This is a genomic window from Candidatus Pelagibacter sp. HIMB1611 (genome assembly GCF_052047715.1).
Classification (GTDB): domain Bacteria; phylum Pseudomonadota; class Alphaproteobacteria; order Pelagibacterales; family Pelagibacteraceae; genus Pelagibacter.
In genome coordinates this window covers 750,456-775,919 of record NZ_JBNAJM010000001.1, presented here as the reverse complement: position 1 = coordinate 775,919, position 25,464 = coordinate 750,456, and the positions used below count along the sequence as shown (strand labels likewise).

Here is a 25,464-nt window from a genome sequence, read left to right as displayed (position 1 = left end):
ATAACAATTACCAAAATTACAAAGAGGAAATTAATAAAATTAATCAAAGAATTAAGGAGTATCTTTGAAAACAATAAAATTTATTCAAAACTTGAAAAATTAAATTCTCAAATGTTGGATGCCAATTTTTGGCAAGATAAAGATAATTCAAAAAAAGTTATAAAAGAGAAAAAACTCTACGAAGATTTAGTAAATTCTTTAAATCAGTCTATACAAAAATTAAATGATTTTGATGATTTGAATGAGCTTGCTTTAGAGGAAAGTAATCTAGTAGTACAGGAAGAAACATTACAAAATATTAAAGATTTAAAAAAAGAAGTAAAAAAAAATGAAATCAAATGTTTTTTATCAGATGAAGCAGACTCCTTAGATTGTTATATTGAAATACATGCAGGTGCTGGAGGCACTGAAAGTCAAGATTGGGCAGATATGTTGAGAAGAATGTATTTGAAGTGGTCTGATAAAAAAAATTTTACATCAAATTTAATTAGTGAACATAAAGGAGATGAAGCTGGCATTAAATCAGCAACAATAAAAATTGAAGGTGATTACGTATTTGGTTGGTTGAAAAAAGAATCAGGCATTCATCGTTTGGTTAGAATTTCACCTTTTGACTCAGGAGCAAGAAGGCACACAAGTTTTGCAAGTATCTGGATTTACCCAGTAGTGGATGAAAATATAAATGTTGAGATTTTAGAGAAAGATTTGAGAATAGATACTTATAGATCAAGTGGTGCTGGTGGACAGCATGTAAATACAACTGATAGCGCTGTAAGAATTACTCACATTCCATCGAAAATAGTAGTCCAATGTCAAAATGAAAGATCGCAACATAAAAATAAAGAAACTTGTATGAATATGTTAAAAGCAAGATTGTACGATTTTGAAATTAAAAAAAGAGAAGAGGAGAACCAAAGTACAGAAAACAGTAAATCAGAAATTGGTTGGGGACATCAAATAAGATCATATGTTTTGCAACCTTATAGATTGGTAAAAGATAACAGAACAAATTTTGAAAGCACAAGCCCAGATAAAATTCTTGATGGAGAATTAGATGATTTTTTGGAACAATCTCTTTACAAAATTAAATGAAAATAAATATTTTTAAATACTTTTTATTATTTCTGGGATTTTTAATATCACTGATATTTTATTTAAGCATTGTTGGAATAGAAACTGACAAATTTAATCAACAGATAAAAGACACAGTTGTTCAAAGTAATAATAATTTGGATGTATCTTTAAAAAAAGTAAAATTAATTCTTGATCCACTTAAACTTAAAATTAATGCAAAAACTATTGGTGCAAAAATCTATTATGCAAATAGACCACTTGATCTCGAATATATAAAAACTCAAGTATCACTTGATTCTATTCTTAAAAATAAATTAGTTTCCTCTAATTTTGAGGTGGCAACAAAGTCAATATTATTAAAGGATTTTGTAAAATTTATAAGAGCCACAAGTAATAAACCAGAATTATTAATTTTGGAAACTTTCATTAAAAAAGGACATATAATTTTAGATCTAAATATAAACTTAGATCAAAATGGAAAAATCAAAAATGATTATAAAATCAGAGGATTGTTAAAAAATGGAAAGTTTAAATTTTTTAATGGATTAGATTTTAATAATTTTAATTTTTTATTTAATATTGAAAATGACAAGTATTTATTTGAAGATATTAAATTTGCATCAGATCAAATTGATTTTTCATCTAAATTATTAAAAGTTAACAAAAAAAATAATAGTCATTACGTAGAAGGTAAAATTAAAAATTCTGAGGCAGTTTTGTCAGATAATTTAATTAATATATTAAATTTAAATTTAAATAACTTTAATTTAAAAAATACTAAGTTTAGCTCTGAGAATATTTTCAATTTTGAAATAACTAATAAGTTTAAATTAAATAATTTAAAAGTAGACTCTGACATAACTTTTAAAAAAGTTATTTACAATAATAAATTAATTCCAAATTATATTTCAAATCAAAATGGTGAAATCTTATTGGACAATCATAAATTAAAAATAATTTATGAAAACAAAGCTCTTTTAGCTAATGGTGCAGGTGAGTTTAAGTTAGATAATAAATCAAATAAAATTGAATACACTTTTAAAAGAGACCAAAATAACATCGAATTTGAAACTAATTTAAATTTTAAAAAAGGGATATTAAAAAATCAAAAAATTATTCAGGAATATTTTCCACTTACTAAGGATGAAATAAATATTGAAAATCATCAAATAAATTTAAAGTATAAAAACAAAGGTTTAACAGTCAAAGGTGAAGGTAAAGTAAAATTTAATAAGGATTTTGATTATATTAAATATTTTTACAACAAAAATGATAAGGATTTAGAATTCATATCAGATATTAATTTAAAAAGTGTTGATTTAAAAAATCAAGAATTCTTAAAACAATTTTTTCCATCTACAAAAAAATTTCTTAACCTTCAAAACCATAAACTAAATATTAAATATAAAAATGGTTCATTAACTCTTTCAGGTAATGGAAATATAAAAATTGATAAAAATTATGATGAAATAAATTACTTTGTTCTTAGTGATGAAGAAAAAACTAGTTTTGATTTAAAATTAATTTTAAATCAAACAGATTTTGAAATTAAAAATTTAAATTATAAAAAAAATATAAATGAAAAAACAAATTTAGTAGTCTCTGGAATATTAAAAAGTTCAAAAAATTTAAATTTTGAAAGTATAAGAATTTTAGATAAGAGAAATAAAATTAAGATTAATAATTTAATATTAGATAAAGATTATTTAATAGATAGATTTGATAAAATTGATTTTGATTATATTGATACTGAAAATAAAGATAATCAATTTATTATTCAAAGAAAAAACGAAAATAATTATAGATTAAATGGATTGTTCTTGAATGCTAATTCAATTGTAACAAATTTACTTGAGAGTAAAAAAGAAAAAGAAAATAAAATTTTTAAGAATAATTTTATATTAAATATAAATCTGAATGAAATTTATATAGATGAAATTAATTTTGTTAAAAATTTACAAGGAACAATTTTGATTAAAGATAATAAGGTTGTTGATGCAAATTTATCTGCAAATTTTGAAAATAATAAAAACATAATTTTTTCTATTGAAACAAAGAATAACGGTGAAAAAATAACTAAACTTTATTCATCTAAAGCAAAACCATTGGTCAAAAGATATAAATTTATAAAAGGATTTGATGGAGGTAATTTAGATTTTATATCGACAAAAATAAATAATAAATCAGTATCAAATCTTAAAATATATGATTTTAAGTTAAAAGAAGTTCCAGCATTGACAAAACTTTTAACACTAGCTTCTCTTCAAGGAATTGCTGATATTTTAACTGGTGAGGGAATAAGATTTGATGAGTTTGAAATGAAATTCAATAATCAAAAAAATCTAATGACAATAGATGAGCTCTATGCAATTGGTCCAGCTATTTCAATATTAATGAGTGGTTATGTGGAAGAAGAAAAATTGATAAGTCTAAGAGGGACTTTGGTGCCAGCAACAACAATAAACAAAACAATAAGTAAAATTCCATTATTAGGAAAAATTTTAGTTGGTGATAAAACAGGAGAGGGTGTTTTTGGAGTAAGTTTTAAAATAAAAGGACCACCAAAAGATCTTGAAACCTCAGTAAACCCAATAAAAACATTAACTCCAAGATTTATAACTAGAACTCTTGAAAAAATTAAAAGAAACTAACTTAATTCAATTTTAATGTGCCTTTTTTTACCTATAGAAAGCTTTATATAATTCTCTGTGAATAGCTCCTGATTAATAATAAATTTTTCATCTGAAACTACAGCATCATTTATCTTAATAGCTTTACCTTTAATTAATCTTCTTATCTCACTTTTTGAATTTTCTGCTTTAGATAAAATTATTAAATCAATTATATTGACATTATTTTCTAATTGTTTTGTTTCAATTTTAACACTTGGTAAGTTAGAGCCCAAAGAATTTCCAGAAAACGCCTCTTTTGCTGCTTGTTCAGAATTTTGAGCAGCATCTTCTCCATGTAACATAGCTGTGGCTTTGTTTGCTAACAATATTTTTAATTCATTAATATTTTTTTCCTCTAAAGCATTGATTTTGCTTATATCAATATCAGTAAACATTTTTAAAAATTTAATTACATCTCTGTCGTCAACGTTTCTCCAAAATTGCCAGTAGTCATAAGCTGATAAATATTTTTCGTCTAACCAAATAGCACCATTTTCAGTTTTTCCCATTTTTGCACCTGTGGCTAAAGTAATTAATGGTGTTGTTAATCCGTATGTTTGGTTATTAGAATATCTCTTAATAAGTTCGACGCCATTTACAATGTTTCCCCATTGATCGGAACCACCTATTTGTAGAACACAATTTTCTTTTTTATTTAATTCTAAAAAATCATAGGCTTGGAGTATCATGTAATTAAATTCCATATAACTAAGTGACTGTTCTCTTTCTAATCTTAGCTTTACACTATCAAATGTAAGCATTCTATTAATGGTAAAATGTTTTCCTATATCTCTTAGAAAAGAAATATAATTTAAATCTTTAAGCCAGGTATAATTATTGACATAAATAGGTGAAGTTTTTGGATCGTCACTGTCTAGAAATTTTTTTAAGATATTTTGAATATTTTTAATATTTTTTTCAATTTCATTTTCATCTAAAATTTTTCTTGTTTTATCTTTTCCTGAGGGATCACCTATTCTTGTTGTTCCACCTCCCAATAATACTATTGGTTGGTGACCATTTTTTTGTAACAATCTCAAACACATGATTTGCAACAAACTACCAACATGCAAACTTTCAGCGGTGCAATCAAATCCTATATAAGCTTTAATGTTTTCTTTATCTAATAAATTAGATAAGTCAGCTTCACTAGTACATTGATAGAAATATCCTCTATCTTTAAATTCTTTTAAAAATTTATTCATAAGACTATAGTTACTATATACAAATTTTTTTTAAAAATAATATCAATGAAAAAAAAATTATTTTCAGCTATGGGCTTAATGAGTGGCACATCTATGGATGGAGTCGATGTTTCAATAATTAAATCTGACGGATATGATGAGGTAGAACTAATTTTTGATCAATACTTTGAGTACGATATTGATCTTTATAGGCAATTATCAACCTTAAGAAACAAAATTAAAAGTAGTGAAGATTTGACAAAATATTCTAAGGAATTGAGTGATTTGGAGAGAGCTTTAACTATTTTTCATGCTGAAAAGATCAGCAAAATAGAGTTAAAAAATGGAATAGAAATTGATTTTATAGGTTTTCATGGTCAAACGATTTTCCATAACCCTCAAATTAAAATTACTAAACAACTAGGTGACGGCAATTTGTTATCTCAATTATTAAAAAAACCAGTAATTTATGATTTTAGACAAGCAGATATTCATAACAATGGTCAAGGAGCACCTCTAACACCAATTTACCACAGATTATTAGTTAATAATTTTTTAAATAAAGAAAAAGATAATTCTGCTCAACCTATTTGCATTGTTAATATTGGAGGAATATCTAATGCTACAATAGTAAATGATATATCCAATAATATAGAAAATGACTTGATTGCTTATGATATTGGTCCGGGCAATTGTTTAATAGATGAATGGATCAGGAATAATTCAAATTTTACCTTTGATAAAGATGGTAAGATTGCAAAATCTGGAAAAATTGATCAATTAATTCTAAATCAAGCAATAGATAATTTCAAAATTGAAACTTATTCAAAATCACTTGATGTAAAAGAATTTGATATATCTTTTGCAAGAGGTTTATCTTTAGAAGATGGATGTTCAACAATTACAGAATTCACAGCATATTTGATTGCAGAAGGAATAAAATTTTTAAATAAAAATAATTCTAACAAATATTTATTTTGTGGGGGAGGTCGAAAGAACAAATTTTTGATTGAATCAATTATTAGAAATTCAAATTTAAATAAGAATAATTTCGATATGATAGATAATTTTCAGTTGAATGGAGATTATATTGAGTCACAAGCGTTTGCTTATTTAGCTATCAGATCTAAATTAAATTTACCAATTTCTTTCCCAAATACGACAAGATGTAATGCCCCGGTCATTGGAGGCAAGTTAGCAGATAATTATTAATATAAAGCTGTTTCTTTTTTTATATATTTGTCCAAAGTTTTTGTTAAAGCGTCATCAGTTTTAGAAAAGAAATGATTTGCTTCAGTTATTGTTTGGAATTCAACTTTGATACCTTTTTGAGCGCTTAATCTTTTATCTAATTCAGTAATATATTCTACTGGCACCAATTCATCTTTTTTTCCATAAACAACCATTCCAGATGTTGGACATGGAGACAAAAAAGAAAAATCATAGACATTAGGTTGTGGAGATATGGCTATAAATCTATTTATTTCTGGTCTTCTCATAAGGAGCTGCATTGCAATCAAAGAACCAAAAGAAAATCCTGATACCCAACATTGAGAATTATCAAAATTTTCTCTTTCCAACCAATCTAGTGCTGCTGCAGCATCTGCCAGTTCACCTTGACCATTATCAAACTCTCCATCACTTTTCCCAACTCCTCTAAAGTTTACTCTACAAACTGAAAAATCATTTTCCATGAATGTATGAAATGTATCTACAACTACTTTATTATTCATAGTTCCCCCATATTGTGGATGAGGCTGTAGAACTAATGCGATAGGAGAAGTATTTTTTTTACTTTTATAATATTTAGCTTCTAATCTACCAGCAGGTCCAGGTATAAAAATTTCTAAAATTTTATTATCCATATATGCAATTGATTATTGTTCTCAAAAAAAAGGTACGTTTATCACAACTGAGCGACAAAATGGTAGTCTTTTTTTACTTTATAAACTTGACCATTTTAGTCGGGTATGTATAAAAACCCAGATTTTAAAGGTAAAAATGAAACTAACATCAAAAGGAAGATATGCCGTAATGGCATTAGTTGATCTAGCAAGGTTTGATAATATCAATCCTGTATCATTAAGAGATATTTCTTTAAGACAAGGAATTTCATTAGATTTTTTAGAGCAAATATTTTCAAAACTTAAAAAAAATCAAATTGTGAAAAGTATTAGAGGTAATCAAGGAGGTTACATTTTATCAAAAGATCCAAGTGAAATAAAACTTACAAATATTTTCAATGCAGTAGACGAGAAAGTTAAAACTGTTCAGTGTAAAAAAGAATCTAAAAAAGGTTGTAATGGTAAAGCTACAAAATGTATTACACACAATCTATGGGATGAACTTGAGGTTCATATTAATACTTTCTTTGAAAATAAAAGCTTAAACGACTTATTAAAAAATAATAAAGAGAACAGAGTATAGTATGGATAGTAGGCAGAAAGAAATAGATAGTTTGAAAGATTACAAATATGGTTTTTCAACAGATATAGAAAATATAAAAGCCCCCAAGGGTTTAAATGAGGATGTAATAAAATTTATCTCCAATATTAAAAAAGAGCCTCAATGGATGTTAGATTTTAGATTAAAAGCTTTTGAAAGATTTAAACAATTAAAAGAGCCTGATTGGCAGAAACCAAAATATCCTAAAATAGATTATCAGGATCTTTACTATTACTCAGCTCCCAAAAGCATGAAAGATAAACCAAAAAGTTTAGATGATCTTGATCCTAAATTATTAGAGACATATAAAAAATTAGGAATTCCTCTTCAAGAGCAAGCAAGATTAAATGGTATTGCTGTAGATGCAGTTTTCGACTCTGTTTCTGTTGCAACTACTTTTAAAGAAGAACTTACTAAGCAAGGAATTATATTTTGTTCGATGTCTGAAGCTATTCAAAAACATCCTGAATTAGTTAAAAAATATCTTGGATCAGTTATTCCTACAACTGATCATTTTTTTGCAACTCTTAATTCTGCAGTTTTTACTGATGGCTCATTTGTATACATTCCAGAAAATGTTAAATGTCCTATGGAATTGTCTACTTACTTTAGGATCAATGCATCAGAAACAGGACAATTTGAAAGAACATTAATCATAGCTGATAAAGGAAGTTATGTAAGCTACCTAGAAGGATGTACAGCTCCAATGAGAGATGAAAATCAATTGCATGCAGCTAATGTTGAATTAATTGCTCTTGACGATGCAGAAATAAAATATTCAACAGTCCAAAATTGGTATCCAGGAGATAAAGATGGAAAAGGTGGAATATATAATTTTGTTACTAAAAGAGGATTATGCAAAGGTAAAAACTCTAAAATTTCTTGGACCCAAGTAGAAACTGGTTCAGCAATTACTTGGAAATATCCAAGTTGTATTTTGAAAGGTGATAATTCAGTAGGTGAGTTTTATTCTATAGCGATTACAAACAATCATCAAAAAGCTGACACTGGTACTAAAATGATACACTTAGGAAAAAATACAAAAAGTAAAATAATTTCAAAAGGAATTTCAGCAGGTAAATCAGATATGATGTATAGAGGATTAGTAGATATATCTTCAAAAGCCGATAATTCTAGAAACTTTACTCAATGTGACTCTTTATTGATGGGTAATAAATGTGGAGCTCACACAATTCCTTATATCAAGAACAAAAATCTTAAATCAAATATAGAACATGAAGCAACAACATCAAAAATTAGTGATGAACAACTATATTACTGTAATCAAAGAGGATTAAATCAAGAGGAAGCGGTTAGTTTAATTGTAAACGGTTTTTGTAAAGAAGTTCTGCAGCAGTTACCAATGGAATTTGCAGTAGAAGCACAAAAACTTGTAGGTATTAGTTTAGAGGGGAGTGTTGGATAGATGTTATCAATAGAAAATCTTAAAGCAAAGATTGATGAAAAGGAAATATTAAAAGGTTTAAATTTAGATATTAAACCAGGAGAAGTTCATGCAATTATGGGTCCAAACGGATCTGGAAAAAGTACATTATCAAATATTCTGTCAGGCAAAAAAGGTTACGAAATAAATGGTAAAGTTACATTTGATGGAGAAAACTTATTAGAATTAGAAACAGAAGAAAGAGCTCATAAAGGAATTTTTTTAGCGTTCCAATATCCAATGGAAATACCAGGTGTTAATACAAACACTTTTTTAAAAACATCAATAAATGCAATTAAAAAAGCTAGAGGCGAAAAAGAGCTAGATGCAATTGAATTTTTAAAATTAATAAAAGAAAAATCTGCAGAACTAAAATTTGATGAAAAAATTTTAAACCGACAACTTAATGTTGGGTTTTCGGGTGGAGAAAAGAAAAAAAATGAAATTTTACAAATGTCTATACTAAATCCAAAATTATCAATTCTAGACGAAACAGATTCAGGATTAGATATAGATGCTTTAAGAATAGTTTCAGAAGGAGTTAATTCGCTAAGAAGTAAAAACAATTCTTTTTTAATAATAACTCATTATCAAAGATTGTTAGATTATATCAAACCTGATTTTGTCCATGTTCTTAAAAATGGACAAATAATAAAATCAGGTGATTTTGAATTAGCAAAAGAATTAGAAAAAGTAGGTTATGAGGATTTTAATTAATGCAAAATGAACTTAAATTAAATTTTGATAAAATTATTAGTCTAAATAATTTTTCTGATAGTCAAAAAAAAATTAAACAAGAAAATTTTAATAATTATTTTGAAAAAGGCTTACCAAATAAAAGAAATGAGGATTGGAAATTTTCAGATATAAATCAAATTATTTCAAAAAATTTTGACAATTTAAACTTTATTGTTGATCAAAAAAAAGTTTTTGAAGAAAAAGATTTTCCACTAGATTTTGAACATAATAAAATAAGTTTTGTTGATGGAAAATTATATGATTTTGATTTTAAACACGAAGACAAAGATAAAATCTCAGTTGATCAAAATTTAGATTTAGATGATACTATTTATCAAAATACTCTTTTAAATTTGAATTCAGCCTTTCTTACAAGTGTTTCGAAAATTACTATTAAAAAAGGTTACAATGTTAAAAAACCATTGATTTTATTTAATTATTTAAGTGATGGTTTAAAATCTTCTGCAATTAATTCTAGAATAGATATTAATTTAGAAGATGACAGTTCATTGTGTTTAGTTAATTTTTTAAATGAAAATTCTGAAAAAAATTTCATTAATTTTAGACAAAAAATTAAGATTGGTGAGAATTCAATTTTAAAAAATTATAGTCTAGATTCAAATACTTCAGAAAATATAAAGTATTTCAACAAAGATATTAATTTATCTAAAAATAGTCATTTAGAATATTTTATTTTATCTGAAGGTTCTAAATTTATAAAACAAGATATCAATTGCAATCTAGATGATGAATATGGTTCTATTGCATTAAATGGAATTATCAATTTAGAAAATGAAAAACATCATGAAATAAAAACTGTAATTAATCATAAAAAAAAAAATTGTAAAAGTTATCAATTAATTAAAAGCGTATTGAATGATAAATCAAAAGGTATTTATCAAGGTAAAATTTTTGTAAGTCCAGAAGCACAAAAAACAGATGGATACCAACTAAGTAGAGCTTTATTGTTAAATGAAAGTGTTGAGTTTAATGCGAAACCAGAATTAGAAATATATGCAGACGATGTTAAATGTTCACATGGATCCACATCAGGAAATATTGATGAAAACTCAATTTTTTATTTAATGTCAAGAGGTCTCAGTTATTCAGAGTCAAAAAAATTATTAACAAATGGTTTTCTTAACGAGGTAATTGAAAAAATTTCTAATGAAGATGTAAAAAAATTAGTTAAAAAATTATCAGGTATAAATGTATGAATATAGATCAAGTTAAAAAAGAATTTCCAATATTTGATGAGAAAATCCAAAATAATGATTTAGTTTACTTAGATAGTGCAAATTCATCACAAAAACCTAAAGTAGTAGTAGATAGAATTAATGAATTTTATACTAAACAATTTTCTAATGTTGGCAGAAGTGTTCATTATCTTGCAGTTGCTGCAACAAATTTATATGAAAATACCAGAACATCTGTTCAAAAATATATTAATGCTAAAGATAAAAATGAAATAGTATTTACCAAAGGTGCTACCGAAGCATTAAACCTTGTTGCTAATACATTAGGTCAAAATCATTTAAACGAAGGTGATGAAATATTAATTACCGAATTAGAACATCATTCGAATTATGTACCTTGGCATTTTTTAAGAAAATCTAAAAATATAAAAATTAATTTTGCAGAAATAAATGATGAGGGAGAAATTACACTAGAAGAAATTGAAAAGAAAATTACTCCTAATACAAAAGTTATTTCAATTACTCATTTATCAAATGTGACTGGAGCAATATTACCAGTAAAAGAAATTACTGATTTAGCACATTCAAAAGGAATAATAGTTGTCGTAGATGGCTGCCAAGGAGCTCCTCATTTAAAGCTAGATATGCAAGACTTAGATTGTGATTTTTATGCAATTTCTTGTCATAAAATGTACGGCCCTACAGGATTAGGGGTTCTTTATGGTAAGAAAAAGTGGTTGGATGAACTTCCTCCTTACCAAGGTGGTGGTGGAATGATTAGAGAGGTTAAAAAAGATAGAATTACCTATGGTGATTTACCTAATAAATATGAAGCTGGAACCATGGCTACAGCGCAAGTTATTGCTTTTGATCAATCAATTAAATTTCTGGAGAGCGTAGGTATTGAAAATGTTATGAAACATGAAGCAGAATTAGTTGAGTATGGCCAAGAATTATTAAAAAAAAATAATTCAGTAAAATTAATTGGAAATCCAAAAAATAAAGGTGGAGTTTTGTCTTTCACTTTAGAAGGTGTGCATCCTCATGACATTGCAACAATTTTAGATGAAGATGGAGTTGCAATAAGAGCAGGTCATCATTGCTGTCAAATTTTACATGACAAACTTAATATACCAGCGAGCGCTCGAGCTTCCGTTGGAATATATAACACTAAAGAAGATTTAGATAAACTTAATGATGCAATAAATAACTGTAAGAAAATATTTAATTTAAAATGAATTTAAAAGAATTATATCAAGAAATAATTTTAGAGCATGGAAAAAATCCAAGAAATCTTCGTAAGACAGAAGATTTTAATAAAGATGCCAAAGGAAACAATCCACTGTGTGGTGATAACGTTCATGTATATTTAAAATTAAATGGTCAAAGAATTGTAGAAGATATTTCATTTGAAGGTAGTGGTTGTGCCATTTCTATGGCTTCTGCATCAATAATGACTGATTTAATTAAAGGCAAAAATGAAAATGAAGCAAAAGAGATTGTTGAAGATTTTTTGGGGATGATTAAAGAAAATCCTGAGCTTAAATCAGAAAATCTTAATGAAGATGAAAAAACAAAACTAATGTGCTTATCTGGAGTAAAACAATATCCAATGAGAGTAAAGTGTGCCACACTATCTTGGCATACGCTAGTCTCAGCTTTTGATAATAAAACTGATGAGGTTAAAACAGAAAATTAATTATGTCGAAAAAAGATCAAATTATTGAAGAAATTAGAAAAATTTACGATCCTGAGTTACCAGTGAATATTTATGAACTAGGTTTGATTTATGATATTAAAGTTGAGGATGATAAATTTGCAAAAATTAAAATGACTTTGACCACTCCTAATTGTCCAGTTGCTGAAAGTTTACCTAAAGAAGTTAAAGATGGTGCAATGCAAGTTGAGGGTATTGAGGACGTTGATCTTGAATTAGTTTGGGACCCACCTTGGAATAAGGACATGATGTCAGAAGCTGCAAAACTGGAGTTAAATTTATAATGAATCCAATTATTAAATTAAGTGACAATGCTGCGGAAAGAATTAAAGAAATTATGTCTAATGCAGAAAAAGATTCTTTAGGTGTAAGGGTTTCAGTTAAATCAGGAGGTTGTGCTGGTATGTCTTACGTCATGGAGTATACCAAAGAAGTAAATCCAAATGATGAAATCATTGAGGAGAAAGGTGTAAAAGTATTTGTTGATTCTGCAGCTATTATGTATTTGCTTGGAACAGAAATGGATTACAAAAAAGAAGAGCTATCTTCTTCGTTTGTTTTCAATAATCCCAACGAAACAGAGAGATGTGGTTGCGGAGAATCCTTTAAAATCTAGCAAAAGTAGAATATTCCCATTTAACGCATATCAGTATTGCGTAATATGCATACCTAGTATATATATTTAGGTATGAACAAATTTGAATTTAAAAATCTTGTTAAAAACCTAAAAGATACAATTAAAGAAAGAACATTCTTTAAAGATTTACGTAAAGAAGTTGAGACCGGTGCAAACGGTACTCAAGATTACGTTGTTAAAAAAGGTATTAACAAAGATACAATTGCAACAACCAAACAGTAATTAAATATTAACTACTGTAATACATCTCAAACTCTACAGGATGAGGTGCGTGTTCAAATTTATGAATTTCCTCAAACTTAAGAGCTATATAAGCATCGATTTGGTCGTCAGTAAATACACCACCTTGAGTTAAAAACTCTCTATCTTTATCTAAACTTTCCATTGCTTCTCTTAAAGATCCACAAACAGTTGGTATGGCTTTTACTTCTTCTGGTGGTAATTCATATAAATCTTTATCAAAAGACTCACCTGGATGTATTTTGTTTTTAATTCCATCAATACCAGCCATTAGCATTGCTGCAAATGTTAGGTAAGGATTACCTGCTGCATCTGGAAATCTAATTTCACATCTCGCACCTTTTTTACTTAGAGTAATTGGAATTCTACATGATGCCGATCTGTTTCTTGCAGAGTAAGCTAATAATACTGGAGCTTCAAAACCAGGGATTAATCTTTTGTAACTATTTGTTGTAGAGTTAGCAAAAGCATTAATCGCTTTAGCATGTTTTAAAATTCCACCAATATAGTGTAATGCAGTTTCTGAAAGTCCTGCATATGCTTCACCTGAAAATACAGGAGTATCACCTTTCCAAATAGATTGGTGAATATGCATACCTGAACCATTATCACCTGCAACTGGTTTTGGCATGAAAGTTGCAGTTTTCCCAAATGAATGTGTTACCATTTGAACTACATACTTATAAAGTTGAACATTATCTGCTTGGTCAACTAAAGTTCCAAAATACATACCAAGTTCGTGTTGACTTGGAGCAACTTCATGGTGGTGTTTTTCAACTTTAATACCAACTTCTTTTAAATTTTTTAAATATTCACCACGCATATCTTGCTCACTATCAACAGGTGGCACAGGGAAATAACCTCCTTTGATTTGAGGTCTATGACCCATATTTCCATTTTCATATTCTTTACCTGAATTATATGGACCTTCTTTACTATCTATTTTAAATCCACTTTCATTCATATCATTTTTAATTCTTACATCATCGAAAACAAAAAATTCTGGCTCAGGTCCAAAAAACGCTTTATCACCAATACCTGAAGCTTTTAAATATTCCTCTGCTTTTTTTGCAACTCCTCTTGGATCTCTTTCGTAAGGATCTTTTTTGATTGCATCTAAAATATCACAGAACAAAACTACAGTATTATGAGACGTGAAAGGATCCATGAACATTCTTGCAGTATCAGGTTTTAAAATCATGTCAGATTCGTTAATTGCTTTCCATCCAGCAATAGATGAACCATCAAAAAATACTCCCTCATTAAGCATGTCGGCATCCACTATTGATGCATCCATAGTTAAATGTTGAAGTTTTCCTCTTGGATCAGTAAATCTTAAATCTACAAATTCTGCTTCTTTTTCTTTAATATATTTTAAAACGTTTTCTGCACTCATTTTGTCTCCTATGTAATTTTGATGGAGCCTAATTAGCAAAAAAAAGTTAAAAAATAATGCTTATTTAATAAATAACACCTATGCATTTTTTACATAAGTAGTGTATCTACTCAATCAAATTAAGGAATTTAATAAATTCAATGGAATCAATACTAAATAAAGAACCGGTAAAAAGGGCAGAAAAAGCTCTTAAATCATTCGATCAAAATTTAAATGTTATCTTATTAGAAAAAACAGCAAGAACAGCCAATGATGCTGCTACAGCTTTGGGTTGCAACGTTGGTGCCATTGTTAAAAGTTTACTTTTTAGGGCAGGTGACAATTATATATTAAGTTTAGTATCTGGAGACAAACGTTGCTCATTAAATAAATTAAAAAAAATTCTCAATGAAAAAGACGTGTCTATGGCATCTCCTGAAGCCGTTAAAGAAAATACTGGATATACAATTGGTGGAGTGTCTCCAGTAGGGCACTTGAAGCGATGTAAAATCTTTATTGATAAAAATCTTGAGAGATTCCCTGATATATTTGGAGCAGCTGGACATCCAAATGCTGTTTTCAAAATAAATTATAATAAGTTAATTGAAATAACAAACGGAACACCAGAAGATATTATTGAATGAGAGAACCAAAACTAATTGATTATAGTTTATTAACGTTGCTAGCATTAATTTGGGCATCTGCTTTTTTTAATATTAAAATTGCAACCTATTCATTTGGACCTGTTACGATTGCATTTCTAAGAGTTTTTTTTGGTTCAATTCCAGTTCTACTACTTTGCTTTTACAAACAAATTAAAATCGAGGCATTTTCAAAAGATTGGTATTGGTTTGCAATGATTGGATTTATAAATTTAGTAGCTCCATTTTTTTTAATAGCATATGGAGTTAAATCTGTTCAAAGTAACTTGGCAGCAATTTTAATGTCATCAACTTCACTTAGCTCAGTAGTATTAGGACATTTTTACACCAAAAATGAAAAATTTAATTTAATTAGAACAACAGGAGTTCTAATTGGATTTTCAGGAATAGTTTATTTATTTTCAGATAATTTATTAATTAATGAAAATAACTTTACTTCAGCATTATTAATTTTGTTAGGTGCTACTTGTTATGTAATTGGAGGTCTTTTAACATTAAAAATAAGTAAGAAAAAAAATGAAAATGTAACCAGTTCAATTTTGATTTGGGCTACTATTATATTATTACCTTTAGTATGTTTGATTGAACAACCTTGGAAAACTGTTCCAAGATTAGATTCTACTATTTCAGTTATTTATCTTGGGTTGGTATCTACTGGAATTGCTTGGTTATTGAGATTTAGAATTTTAATTAACAATGGTTTAATTTTTCAATCTCAAGTATCTTATTTAATTCCAATATTTGGTACTATTTTAAGTTATATCTTTTTAAAAGAATTAATAACAACGAAAGTTATAATTTCATTGATAGCAGTTGCTACAGGTATCTATTTTGTAAGAAAAGGTACAAAATTTAAATAGTGTTTTTTATTGCCTCTATATGTGAAGGCCTAGTTTCACAACATCCTCCAAGAATAGTTGCTCCATTTTCTTTAAATTTTTTTGCAAAAATTGATATTTTTTCAGGATCTAAATCTTTTCTTTGACCTAAAAAACTATTGGGGTTAGATCCATCATTCTCTTTATATTGAGAAGTATAACCACCTTTTGGTTTAGTTGTGACAAATCCGTTTAATTTGAAACCAAATGGAACTTTAAGTTTTTGAATTTCATCTAAATTATTCTCATAATTTTCAGGCGAAACACATGCTAGAATTACTCCTAGGCAATTTTCGGTAACTATTGAATTAATTTCAGAAATTTTTTCTCCACTTGGTAAAGAGTTTCCCTCAGAAATATGAACCCCAACTAAGTATGGTTTATTAAATTTTTTAATAGCTTCTATTCCACATCTAATTTCTTTGATACTGCTCCATACATCAAAATAGAAAAAATCTACTGAAGGGTTTAGTATTTCTGCTAATTCCGAATGATCCTTTGTGATTTCTTTTTCACTTCTCTTGTCTTCTTCATATGTCAAATCTTGAGGCGGGAGTCCTCCTGCAATCTTAATGTGTGGATTATTTAATTTAGCTTTTTGTGCAATTTCACAGGCTTTTTGATTTAAGAATTTAAATTGATCTTCTATTCCATTTTCTCTCAATCTTTTTCTTCTCGTTGTAAAAGTTGTAGTTACAATTACATCAGCTCCAGATTTAATAAAATCATTATGAATATTAAGTATTAAGTTGTGGTATTTTTCCTCAATTAAAGCATTTGCACTCCACAAAGTTCCTTTGGGTTCCATACCTCTGGCCAATAATTCTTGACCCATTCCACCATCTAAAATTTTTGTTGTTTTAAAAAAATCTTTATTCATTTTATCCTCACTTTTTTAGTGCTTAAGCTACATGCAGGTGCACAATATAGTTCAACTACCTTGCTAATTAGATCTATTGGGAATTTCCATTTTAGCAGTTTATGCCCGCAATAGGATTAAATCGGCAATTACGTTTATATAATATTATTAAAGTTTGTAAATTATTTATTAAAAATTATTTTAGCATTGAAAGAAAACGATCTTCTTTCTTCTTCAATATTAAAGGGGTAGGCTGTATGCATTAAGTAGTTTGGAAATATTAAAAGATCGCCTGTTTTTGGTATCAAATTAAAAATACTTTTTGAAAGAAAAGCTTTTTGTCCATTTATAAAATCAATTGTTCCATTGGTTTTTATTTTTTTATTTTTAACATTTTTATTTTTTGTCATATGTTTTGGAATTTTTAAATAACCAACACCTGATAAATCTCCTTCATGATAATGTATAGGATTATACTCATTTTTGTATTGGCTAACGACCCATAGGTTTAAAATTTTAATTTCTTTAATTTTTTTAATATTTTCTTTGTTTAGAAAAATTTTAATATTTTTTATTAATTCTTTTTCCAAATTTTTTTTTATAAAACTTTTAGAAATTTGAACTTCTTTTCTAATTTGACTTGCTAGTTTTGGACTATAATCATTTGATTTTGAGAAGATTTTTGTATCAACTTCCTTGTTAATTTTTTCTAAAAATTTTTTAGAAATTTTAGATTTTCCTATTGAAGGCCCAAATGGTTTAAAATTTTTCATGAGAGATTAAATATATCAAAAAATAATTAATTCAACTTATGCAATAAGTGTTATGCCCATCCTTATAGCAACAAAAATTACTAAGAATGCAGTCATCAGAGCTAATATTTTGTTAGATAGGAATTTTATATTTAAAAAACTTCCAATTTGACCACCAATTAAGACAGCAATAAATAGTGGCCAGTAATTTAAAAATTCGTTGAAGACTATATCCTTTGTTAATTGTCCACCTATACCAAAAATTGAATTTACTAAAATAAATAAGGATGCAGTACTTGTTATATGTTTTGGAAGCCCTGCTTTCATCAAAAATAAAATAGGACTTAAAAATATCCCACCACCAATACCAACCAAACCAGATATAAAACCAATTATTGATCCTATTAATATTGATAAAACTATGGGTATTTTTTTAATTTCAATTTTTTGTTTGTTAAAGGATTTGCTTTCAATAAGTAAAAAAACACCAGCTGATATTAAAATAAAGAAAAGTAAAATTTCAAATAAATTTTTGTCAATAGAGATCGATGCTCCTATAAAAGCAAGAGGTATAGAACCAATTAAATAAGGATAAAGTAAATTAAAATTAGTATTCTTTGATTTTAAAAAATTTATAGAATTTCCAGAAACTACAATAATATTACAAATCAAAGCTAAAATTGGAAAAATATAGTAAGGGACATCCCAAATTAAAAGTAATGCAAGATAAGTAGAGCCACCACCAAATCCTATACTTGAATATAATACTGCAGTTATAAAAAAAAATATTGTAAGTATAATCATTAAAAAAATTTATTTATGATTGTAAATATAGCTTTACTAACTGTAACAGATACAAGAACAATTGATAACGATAAATCTGGTGCGATCTTGGTTGAAAAAATTAAAGAGGCCAATCATCAATTAATTGACAGAAAAATTTGTAAAGATAATAAAGCAGATATAGTTAAAATTCTAAAAGACTGGACTAATCATAAAGATATTGATGTTATTATTACAACTGGTGGCACAGGTTTAACTGGAAGAGATATTACACCCGAAGCTGTTGATGAAATAGCAGATAAACATATTCCAGGATTTGGCGAAGTTTTTAGGACTATTAGTTTAAAAACAGTTGGTACGTCTTCAATTCAATCTAGAGCTTGTGCAGTTCTATCAAATGGTAAATACATATTTGCCTTACCAGGATCCTCAGGTGGAGTAACAGATGCTTGGGACGGTATCCTTAAACATCAATTAGATATTAATCATAAACCTTGTAATTTTGTTGAATTGTTTCCTAGACTAAAAGAGAAATAAAAAAATATCTCATTATTTTTCCAAAACTCACAAGCAATAAAAAAATTAAAAATTTAATTCTCATCGTTCCAGCAATAAAAGTAATAGGGTCACCAATAATTGGTACCCACGCAAATAACAAAGACCATTTACCATACTTTATAAACCACCTGGATGATCTATCAATTTGTGTGTTAGTAAAAGGAAACCATTTTTTATCTTGAAATTTCAAGAAATAAATTCCTAGAAACCAATTGAAAATAGATCCTAAAATATTTCCAAAACTTGCAAAAAATATTAACAAAAATTTGTTATAAGTTTCTGATAACAGATAAGTTGCTAATATAGCCTCAGATGAAAAAGGAAGTATTGTTGCAGCTAAAAATGAAACAATAAATAGACTTAAATAGGCAAACATTAACTAGAATTGAATAGAAAGTTACTTCTGGTATTTTTCTTTCCATTCAGAGTAGGGCATTCCATAAATATGCTGCCTTGCATCAGGATCTGATATTTCTACTCCTTTTTTTTCAGCTTCTTCTCTATACCATCTAGACAAACAATTTCTGCAAAATCCAGCTAAATTCATTAAATCAATGTTTTGAACATCTTTTCTTTCATCTAAATGTTTCATTAATCTTTCAAGTGTAGCTGATTGAATTTCTTTTTTTAGATTATCATCCATAATTTACGTTCCTATTTTTAATTTTAATTCTTAAAGCAAGTAAAACAAGTATTATTACCAAATATACTAGTGGTCTAAAAAAAATTGTTTTAGATAACCATATATAATGAAGAGCTCCAAATATCGCTATTACGTAAATTAATCTGTGTAATTTTTTCCAATTGTTTTTAAGCAACTTCATCATCATTTGAGAAGATGTAATTGCCAATGGAAGTAGTAATACCCATGCTGCAAATCCAATAAAGATGTATTTTTTTTTCAGAACATCATCAATTATCGGCTGTAAATTAAATCTATAATCTATACCTACGTAAGTAAGGAGATGAAGAGATGCATAAAAAAAAACAAACAATCCCAACATTCTTCTAAAACTTATCCAAATATTTAAATTAGTTAGCCTTTTAAGTGGCGTCATACTTAATGTTAGACAGATAAATATTAAAGTCCACTCTCCAGTAAAATGAGTAATTTCTTTTACAGGTTCTGGCCCAAGTTTATTGAAGTATATTTTGTAAAAAATTAATAAAAAAGGAATTGTACTTAAAATAAATACACCTGGTTTAAAATATTTTCTCATTAAAAATATTTTTTTAGATCCATCCCTGTATATAAATTTGCAACTTCATCTCCATAACCATTAAACATGAGCGTTTTTACTCTTGGCACCCAAATATCTTTACCAATTATTCTTTCTGTTGCTTGAGACCATCTAGGATGATCTACATTAGGATTAACATTAGAGTAAAATCCATATTCTCGTGGAGATGCCCACATCCATGATGAAGTCGGCATTTTTTCTACAAATTTTATCTTAACAATTGCTTTTGCACTTTTGAAACCATACTTCCAAGGGATAAATATTCTCAGAGGCGCCCCATTTTGATTTGGAAGCTTTTTACCATACAAACCTGTTACAACTGTAGTTAAAGGGTGCATTGCTTCATCTATTCTTAATCCTTCTTTATAAGGCCAGTTCAAAACTGGATATCTTTGACCTTTCATTTGTTCAGGATCATAAACACTTTCAAATTCAACATACTTTGCTTTGCTAGTTGGATTTACTTTTGACAATAATTTACTTAGCGAAAAACCCATCCATGGAATAACCATTGACCATCCTTCCACACATCTTAATCTGTATATTCTTTCTTCAGAGACAAACGTTTCGGTTATTTCTTCCATAGAAATTTTGATAGGTTTTTCAACTTCTCCTTCAATACTTAGTGTCCATGGTGATGTTTTAAAATTTTGTGAATTAACATAAGGATCACTCTTTGAAGTACCAAACTCATAATAATTATTATAAGTTGTTATATCTTTAAAACTTGTAAGTTCATTTCTATCATCAGCTTGAGATTGACTTGCAAAAGGAATTGTGGCTAAAGCTAAAGAACTTGCTCCATACCCAAGAGATTTAACAAAAGATCTTCTATTTTTATAAATTTTCTCTGGTGTTATTTCTGAATACTTAATTTTTTTCATGAATAATAGGATTTCCTTTTAACCAATCACTTTGATTATTTGTGTAATGTTCTTTTTTCCATATAGGAGACCTTTTTTTAATTTCTTCAATTATATATCTTGATAGTACATAAGCCTCATCTCTATGCTTGCACGCAACTGCTATAATAATACTAATTTCGCCTAAGTTTAAGTAACCTTTGGCATGTTCAATAAAAACACTCTTATTCTTTATGTTTAGTTTTTCTTCTGCCTCACTATAAATTTCTTCAAAACTTTTTATTACCAAAGCATCATGGCTATCATATGTAATACCTAAAACACTTTTATTATTATTTTGATTACGAACTGTGCCACTAAAAATTAATGAAGCTCCAAAATCATTGGATGCTATAAATTTTTCAGCATCAATTAATGATAATTTTTTAACTTTACTATCTACAATGTCAGTATGAAGCATTAACCTCCTCCAATTGGAGGTATGATACCAATTTTTTCATTATTTGTGATTTTATAATTGTCGCTAACAATATTATTTTTTTCCGAACAAAAAGCTGAAGAGTTAATGATTTTTATATAATTTTCATTTCCATTAAATTTCTGATCTACATATTGAATTATTTTATTCCTTATATCCTTGATTGTTGTTTTTTGACCTAGATCTAGTTCTAATAAATTTTGGTCATTAAAATCTCTTGCGGCTCCAAACAACTCAATTTTAACTTTCATAAATTTTAGAAAAAATCTTTTAAAAAATTTGGAAGTCCATCTGGATTTTTCCATAATCCAGTTTTTCCACCTTCTTTAATTAATAATTTTACATTATCTATTTTTAGATGAGGATTTACAATTTTGCTTAAATCGTAAATTGTAATCAGAGCTGCATTTACACCCATTATTGCTTCCATCTCCACACCTGTTTTGGCATAAGCGGAAACCACACAGTATACTTCTAGTGAACTATCTTCTTCATTCATTATGATTTTAGTAGCCGTATGATCTATTGGAAGAGGATGACACAAAGGTATTAATTCACTTGTTTTTTTAACACCTAATACTGCAGAAACTTCTGCTAAAGTAATTGGATCACCCTTAGGCATCTTTTTATTTTTAATAAGTTCGAATACCTCTTTGCCAACATAAATTTTTCCTGATGCCAAAGCTCTACGGAATGTTTCTTTTTTTTCAGAAACATCAATCATTTTAAATGAATTTTTTTCAAAAATTTCCTTTGCCCAGTTTTTTAAATCGTTATTAGTTACAATCTTTAAATTTTTCATTTTATCCACCTGTTGTTGATAGATTTTTTGTTAATCCTGTATCTCCTATTTCAAGATAGTGAGATTCTTTTTTATAATTTAATTGTTTCAAAATTAAATCTTTCAGTTCTTCAGTTTGGTCATCTCTTTGCATCAAGTGTCTAATATTTATTCCAGTATTTCCAAATAAACACAATCTTAAATCACCTTTGGCAGTTATTCTTAGTCTGTTACAACTCTTGCAAAAATCTTTTGAGTAGGGTGCAATAACACCAAATTTTCCTTTGTATTCAGGATTTATATAATTCTTGGAAGGACCAGCATCTTTACCAAATGTTTGAATTACCCAATTATTATTATTTAAATAATCTGTAAATTTATTTGCAGACACATGATACTGATTAAAATAATCTAAATTATCTCCAGTTTGCATTAATTCTATATATCTAAAATCAATTTGATTATTTTTTATAAAATTAGCCCAACTTTTAAAATCTTCTTCTTTATCATTAACGCCTCTAAGAAGGACTGCATTAACTTTAATATTTTTAAAATTTAGTTTTTGTAATTTTTTAATTCCTTCTAAAATCTCATTTAATCTATCATGTCCTGTAATTTTTTTAAAAGTTTTTGGATCAAGACTATCAACACTTATATTTATGCCATCAAGACCACTTTCATTTAAATCATATGCAATTCTATCTAAGTGATATCCATTAGTAGTAATTACAGTTTTTTTAATTCCTGAGTTTTTTTTAATTATTTTAATTATATCCAAAAAATCTTTTCTAACGGTCGGTTCTCCTCCAGTTAATCTTATTTTAGATACACCTAATTCTGATAGAGCTTTTGCAAGTCTTCCAATTTCTTCTTTAGTGATAAAGGTTCTGTTATCACTTTTATCAATTTTATAACCATTAGGTAAACAGTAGCCACATTTAAAATTACACACATCAGATATTGACAATCTTATGTATGGAAACCTCCGTCCAAAACTATCTTTGAGAATATTCATATGATATATTGAGTATTATTTCTTAAATAATCTATGAGTCAAATTTTAAATGATAATGAGATCGAACTATTTAAAAGAGATGGAGCGGTATTTTTAAGAAATAAATTTGATATAAAATGGATTGAGCTTTTAAGATCTGGAATAAATAAAGCAAAAAATAATCCAAGCCCTAGGTTTACTAATCATACCACAGATCCAAATTTACCTTGTTATTTAGAGGATTTCTGGACATGGAACTTACATAAAGAATTTGAGAATTTTGTTTTTAATTCACCTACAGCTAAAATTGCCTCTGAATTACTAGATGCTAAGCAGATTAATTTAGTAATGGATAATTGGTTTTTTAGAGAAGCTGGCTCTAAATCTAAGCCACCATTTCATCATGATATTTCTTACTTTGATTTTGAAGGTTCAATGTGTGTTTTGTGGATACCTCTTGAGCCAGTAAGAAAAGAAGACTCTATAGCCTGGATAAAAGGATCTCATTTGTGGAATAAATTATTTCTAAGAACTCGTTTTAAAGACGGTCATAAAGTTGATGGAACGGAAGGGGTTGTTAATGGTGTTAAGTATGAATTAACTCCAGATATAATTTCTAATAAAGAAAGTTATGAGTTTTTAGAATGGGATTTAGAAGTAGGAGATTGCGTATATTTTGATATTCGGACTTTGCATGGAGCTTTGCACGAAACTACTCCAAAATCAGATATAAATAGATTTACACTTAGAATGGCAAAAGAAAATTCAAAAATAATTTATAGAGGTGATTGGGCTAGAGAAGAAAGAGCTATAATGGAAGCCAATGGATATAAAAATGGAGATAATTTAAACGGTAAAATGTTTCCAACTCTTTATGAACTTAATTCTAATTAAGTATAAAGTTTATAGATATTTTAACTTTTTATAATTTAACCTGGTGTGAATATTCTCTCAGACTCTGGATCTTTAGTAGAATAAGGCAGTTTCAAAACTTCATCCCAAAATTCTTCCGGTATATCTGTTTCAGCCCAAGCAAGAGTTTTTTCAATACTGTTAACACTAGTAACTCCACAAATAGTAGAAGTAATTCTTTTATCTTTCATTGAAAACTGTAAAGCTGCAGCACCCATTTCAACATTATATTTTTTACAAACTTTTTCTATTTCTCTTGCTGGTGCAAGTTTTTCTTCAGAAGCATCTTGATAAGTTATTTTTTTAAAGTTACTTGGTCCTTTTGCTAAAACACCACCTGCGTAAGGAGCAGCGTTGAAAATAGATATATTTTTACTATGAGCATAACTGTACATTTCATCTGCTTCTCTATTCAACAAAGTGTATCTGTTGTGATTTATTATGACATCAAAGTCCCACTTTCTTAAGATAGGGAACATAATATCTATTCTTCCCATAGCTAAACCAACTGCTTTTGCCAAACCTTCTTCTTTAATTTTAAACAATTCATCTAATGCCCCATCTTTTTTAGTTACATCATTTATATCTTTTACGTACTCTGGATCATGGAGAAATAAAATATCAACAGAGTCTACATTTAAAGTTTTTAAACTTTCTTCAATAGATTCTCTTGTTCTTTTTTTATCAAGAACTAGAGTATCCATATTTCTATCGATTTTAGTTGATAAGACAAAATTTTCTGGCCAACCACCATTTTCTTTTATTGCTTTACCAATTCTTTTTTCACTTTCTCCCATTGCATAGTTTCTTGAGGTATCAAGCACATTTACTGGACCTTGAAAAAATCTTTTTAACATTTCCTGAGCTCTTTGTTCAGGTACTTCATAACCGTAAGTATCTGGCATACTACCTAAAGAGGAGGTTCCAAAACTCAATTCAGTGACTTCAACACCAGTATTTTTGATTTTATTTTTTTTCATA

General features: G+C 27.7%; 31 protein-coding genes and 1 riboswitch. Of the genes, 16 read left to right on the top strand and 15 right to left on the bottom strand.

Annotation, left to right across the window (positions count from 1 at the left end):
* Together prfB and ACTTAS_RS04350 are read left to right on the top strand one after the other, a co-directional pair.
* A complete protein-coding gene (gene prfB / locus ACTTAS_RS04355; protein WP_440678988.1) occupies window positions 1–1,092 on the top strand; it encodes a peptide chain release factor 2 in 1,092 nt (363 codons plus the stop codon).
* The gene (locus tag ACTTAS_RS04350; RefSeq protein ID WP_440678444.1) at window positions 1,089–3,725 is read left to right on the top strand and encodes a hypothetical protein; all 2,637 of its coding nucleotides are present in this window, start codon (window positions 1,089–1,091) and stop codon (window positions 3,723–3,725) included. The genes prfB and ACTTAS_RS04350 overlap by 4 nt, the downstream gene beginning before the upstream one ends.
* Here ACTTAS_RS04350 and tyrS read toward each other — a convergent pair.
* Window positions 3,722–4,951 (bottom strand): tyrosine--tRNA ligase, encoded by a 1,230-nt coding sequence (tyrS, locus tag ACTTAS_RS04345; protein ID WP_440678442.1) that lies wholly within the window; start codon window positions 4,949–4,951, stop codon window positions 3,722–3,724. The genes ACTTAS_RS04350 and tyrS overlap by 4 nt on opposite strands.
* A 45-nt stretch (window positions 4,952–4,996) precedes the next feature.
* On the opposite strand from tyrS, the gene ACTTAS_RS04340 reads away from it, so the two are divergent.
* A complete protein-coding gene (locus ACTTAS_RS04340) occupies window positions 4,997–6,142 on the top strand; it encodes an anhydro-N-acetylmuramic acid kinase (RefSeq protein WP_440678440.1) in 1,146 nt (381 codons plus the stop codon).
* Here ACTTAS_RS04340 and ACTTAS_RS04335 read toward each other — a convergent pair.
* Complete coding sequence (locus ACTTAS_RS04335) at window positions 6,139–6,783, bottom strand: alpha/beta hydrolase (protein WP_440619478.1); 645 nt, start codon at window positions 6,781–6,783, stop codon at window positions 6,139–6,141. The genes ACTTAS_RS04340 and ACTTAS_RS04335 overlap by 4 nt on opposite strands.
* A 148-nt stretch (window positions 6,784–6,931) precedes the next feature.
* On the opposite strand from ACTTAS_RS04335, the gene ACTTAS_RS04330 reads away from it, so the two are divergent.
* The 9 genes from ACTTAS_RS04330 (at window position 6,932) to ACTTAS_RS04290 (ending at window position 13,329) form a co-directional block, all read left to right on the top strand.
* Window positions 6,932–7,357, top strand: coding sequence for an Rrf2 family transcriptional regulator (locus ACTTAS_RS04330; protein WP_440614619.1), 426 nt, complete (start codon window positions 6,932–6,934; stop codon window positions 7,355–7,357).
* Between the two features lies 1 nt (window position 7,358).
* Window positions 7,359–8,801, top strand: a complete 1,443-nt coding sequence (sufB, locus tag ACTTAS_RS04325) for a Fe-S cluster assembly protein SufB (RefSeq protein ID WP_440678439.1) — start codon at window positions 7,359–7,361, stop codon at window positions 8,799–8,801.
* A complete protein-coding gene (sufC, locus tag ACTTAS_RS04320) occupies window positions 8,802–9,536 on the top strand; it encodes a Fe-S cluster assembly ATPase SufC (protein ID WP_440678438.1) in 735 nt (244 codons plus the stop codon). It begins immediately after the preceding gene.
* The gene (gene sufD / locus ACTTAS_RS04315; protein WP_440678436.1) at window positions 9,536–10,774 is read left to right on the top strand and encodes a Fe-S cluster assembly protein SufD; all 1,239 of its coding nucleotides are present in this window, start codon (window positions 9,536–9,538) and stop codon (window positions 10,772–10,774) included. The genes sufC and sufD overlap by 1 nt, the downstream gene beginning before the upstream one ends.
* Entirely contained in the window at window positions 10,771–11,991 is a 1,221-nt protein-coding gene (locus ACTTAS_RS04310; RefSeq protein ID WP_440678435.1) for an aminotransferase class V-fold PLP-dependent enzyme, read from the top strand. Before sufD ends, ACTTAS_RS04310 begins: the two co-directional genes overlap by 4 nt.
* Entirely contained in the window at window positions 11,988–12,452 is a 465-nt protein-coding gene (sufU, locus tag ACTTAS_RS04305) for a Fe-S cluster assembly sulfur transfer protein SufU (protein ID WP_440678434.1), read from the top strand. The genes ACTTAS_RS04310 and sufU overlap by 4 nt, the downstream gene beginning before the upstream one ends.
* Before the next feature lie 2 nt (window positions 12,453–12,454).
* A complete protein-coding gene (locus ACTTAS_RS04300) occupies window positions 12,455–12,754 on the top strand; it encodes an SUF system Fe-S cluster assembly protein (protein ID WP_075506523.1) in 300 nt (99 codons plus the stop codon).
* On the top strand, window positions 12,754–13,086 hold the full coding sequence (locus ACTTAS_RS04295; RefSeq protein ID WP_440678433.1) for a HesB/IscA family protein: 333 nt from the start codon (window positions 12,754–12,756) through the stop codon (window positions 13,084–13,086). The genes ACTTAS_RS04300 and ACTTAS_RS04295 overlap by 1 nt, the downstream gene beginning before the upstream one ends.
* Before the next feature lie 72 nt (window positions 13,087–13,158).
* A complete protein-coding gene (locus ACTTAS_RS04290) occupies window positions 13,159–13,329 on the top strand; it encodes a hypothetical protein (protein ID WP_262589515.1) in 171 nt (56 codons plus the stop codon).
* 7 nt (window positions 13,330–13,336) lie between these two features.
* On the opposite strand, the gene glnA is transcribed toward ACTTAS_RS04290, so the two are convergent.
* Entirely contained in the window at window positions 13,337–14,743 is a 1,407-nt protein-coding gene (glnA, locus tag ACTTAS_RS04285) for a type I glutamate--ammonia ligase (RefSeq protein WP_440633955.1), read from the bottom strand.
* Window positions 14,744–14,883: 140 nt separating this feature from the next.
* Here glnA and ACTTAS_RS04280 point away from each other — a divergent pair, with 140 nt between their 5' ends.
* Together ACTTAS_RS04280 and ACTTAS_RS04275 are read left to right on the top strand one after the other, a co-directional pair.
* On the top strand, window positions 14,884–15,366 hold the full coding sequence (locus ACTTAS_RS04280; RefSeq protein ID WP_440678431.1) for a YbaK/EbsC family protein: 483 nt from the start codon (window positions 14,884–14,886) through the stop codon (window positions 15,364–15,366).
* A complete protein-coding gene (locus ACTTAS_RS04275; RefSeq protein WP_440678430.1) occupies window positions 15,363–16,244 on the top strand; it encodes a DMT family transporter in 882 nt (293 codons plus the stop codon). The genes ACTTAS_RS04280 and ACTTAS_RS04275 overlap by 4 nt, the downstream gene beginning before the upstream one ends.
* Here ACTTAS_RS04275 and ACTTAS_RS04270 read toward each other — a convergent pair.
* From ACTTAS_RS04270 to ACTTAS_RS04260, 3 genes are all read right to left on the bottom strand, one after another.
* Entirely contained in the window at window positions 16,237–17,142 is a 906-nt protein-coding gene (locus tag ACTTAS_RS04270; protein ID WP_440678429.1) for a homocysteine S-methyltransferase family protein, read from the bottom strand. The genes ACTTAS_RS04275 and ACTTAS_RS04270 overlap by 8 nt on opposite strands.
* A gap of 7 nt (window positions 17,143–17,149) precedes the next feature.
* A riboswitch (SAM riboswitch) is annotated at window positions 17,150–17,212 on the bottom strand.
* A 91-nt stretch (window positions 17,213–17,303) separates the two neighbouring features.
* Window positions 17,304–17,894: a putative 2OG-Fe(II) oxygenase gene (locus tag ACTTAS_RS04265; protein ID WP_440678427.1), complete on the bottom strand. Its 591-nt coding sequence runs from the start codon at window positions 17,892–17,894 to the stop codon at window positions 17,304–17,306.
* 36 nt (window positions 17,895–17,930) lie between these two features.
* Window positions 17,931–18,677, bottom strand: a complete 747-nt coding sequence (locus tag ACTTAS_RS04260) for a sulfite exporter TauE/SafE family protein (RefSeq protein ID WP_440678426.1) — start codon at window positions 18,675–18,677, stop codon at window positions 17,931–17,933.
* Between the two features lie 15 nt (window positions 18,678–18,692).
* Here ACTTAS_RS04260 and ACTTAS_RS04255 point away from each other — a divergent pair, with 15 nt between their 5' ends.
* Window positions 18,693–19,193, top strand: a complete 501-nt coding sequence (locus ACTTAS_RS04255; protein ID WP_440654516.1) for a molybdenum cofactor synthesis domain-containing protein — start codon at window positions 18,693–18,695, stop codon at window positions 19,191–19,193.
* Here the strand turns inward: ACTTAS_RS04255 and ACTTAS_RS04250 are convergent.
* Genes ACTTAS_RS04250 through moaA form a run of 8 tightly spaced genes read right to left on the bottom strand, consistent with a single transcriptional unit; the run spans window position 19,174 to window position 23,592 of the window.
* The gene (locus ACTTAS_RS04250) at window positions 19,174–19,590 is read right to left on the bottom strand and encodes a YqaA family protein (RefSeq protein ID WP_440647773.1); all 417 of its coding nucleotides are present in this window, start codon (window positions 19,588–19,590) and stop codon (window positions 19,174–19,176) included. The two genes, ACTTAS_RS04255 and ACTTAS_RS04250, sit on opposite strands and share 20 nt — an antisense overlap.
* 21 nt (window positions 19,591–19,611) lie before the next feature.
* A complete protein-coding gene (locus tag ACTTAS_RS04245; RefSeq protein WP_440651169.1) occupies window positions 19,612–19,857 on the bottom strand; it encodes a DUF1244 domain-containing protein in 246 nt (81 codons plus the stop codon).
* Entirely contained in the window at window positions 19,850–20,434 is a 585-nt protein-coding gene (locus ACTTAS_RS04240) for a sulfite oxidase heme-binding subunit YedZ (RefSeq protein ID WP_440654514.1), read from the bottom strand. Before ACTTAS_RS04240 ends, ACTTAS_RS04245 begins: the two co-directional genes overlap by 8 nt.
* Complete coding sequence (gene msrP, locus ACTTAS_RS04235; RefSeq protein WP_440618634.1) at window positions 20,434–21,339, bottom strand: protein-methionine-sulfoxide reductase catalytic subunit MsrP; 906 nt, start codon at window positions 21,337–21,339, stop codon at window positions 20,434–20,436. The genes ACTTAS_RS04240 and msrP overlap by 1 nt, the downstream gene beginning before the upstream one ends.
* Window positions 21,326–21,778: a molybdopterin synthase catalytic subunit gene (locus tag ACTTAS_RS04230; RefSeq protein ID WP_440618633.1), complete on the bottom strand. Its 453-nt coding sequence runs from the start codon at window positions 21,776–21,778 to the stop codon at window positions 21,326–21,328. The genes msrP and ACTTAS_RS04230 overlap by 14 nt, the downstream gene beginning before the upstream one ends.
* A complete protein-coding gene (locus ACTTAS_RS04225) occupies window positions 21,778–22,047 on the bottom strand; it encodes a molybdopterin biosynthesis protein MoeD (protein WP_262589501.1) in 270 nt (89 codons plus the stop codon). Before ACTTAS_RS04225 ends, ACTTAS_RS04230 begins: the two co-directional genes overlap by 1 nt.
* 5 nt (window positions 22,048–22,052) lie before the next feature.
* Entirely contained in the window at window positions 22,053–22,598 is a 546-nt protein-coding gene (moaC, locus tag ACTTAS_RS04220; protein WP_075506541.1) for a cyclic pyranopterin monophosphate synthase MoaC, read from the bottom strand.
* A gap of 1 nt (window position 22,599) precedes the next feature.
* Window positions 22,600–23,592: a GTP 3',8-cyclase MoaA gene (moaA, locus tag ACTTAS_RS04215; RefSeq protein ID WP_440678424.1), complete on the bottom strand. Its 993-nt coding sequence runs from the start codon at window positions 23,590–23,592 to the stop codon at window positions 22,600–22,602.
* 33 nt (window positions 23,593–23,625) lie between these two features.
* Here moaA and ACTTAS_RS04210 point away from each other — a divergent pair, with 33 nt between their 5' ends.
* Entirely contained in the window at window positions 23,626–24,465 is an 840-nt protein-coding gene (locus ACTTAS_RS04210) for a phytanoyl-CoA dioxygenase family protein (protein WP_440678423.1), read from the top strand.
* Between the two features lie 35 nt (window positions 24,466–24,500).
* On the opposite strand, the gene ACTTAS_RS04205 is transcribed toward ACTTAS_RS04210, so the two are convergent.
* On the bottom strand, window positions 24,501–25,463 hold the full coding sequence (locus ACTTAS_RS04205) for an aldo/keto reductase (protein WP_440678422.1): 963 nt from the start codon (window positions 25,461–25,463) through the stop codon (window positions 24,501–24,503).
* Window position 25,464: the final 1 nt, after the last annotated feature.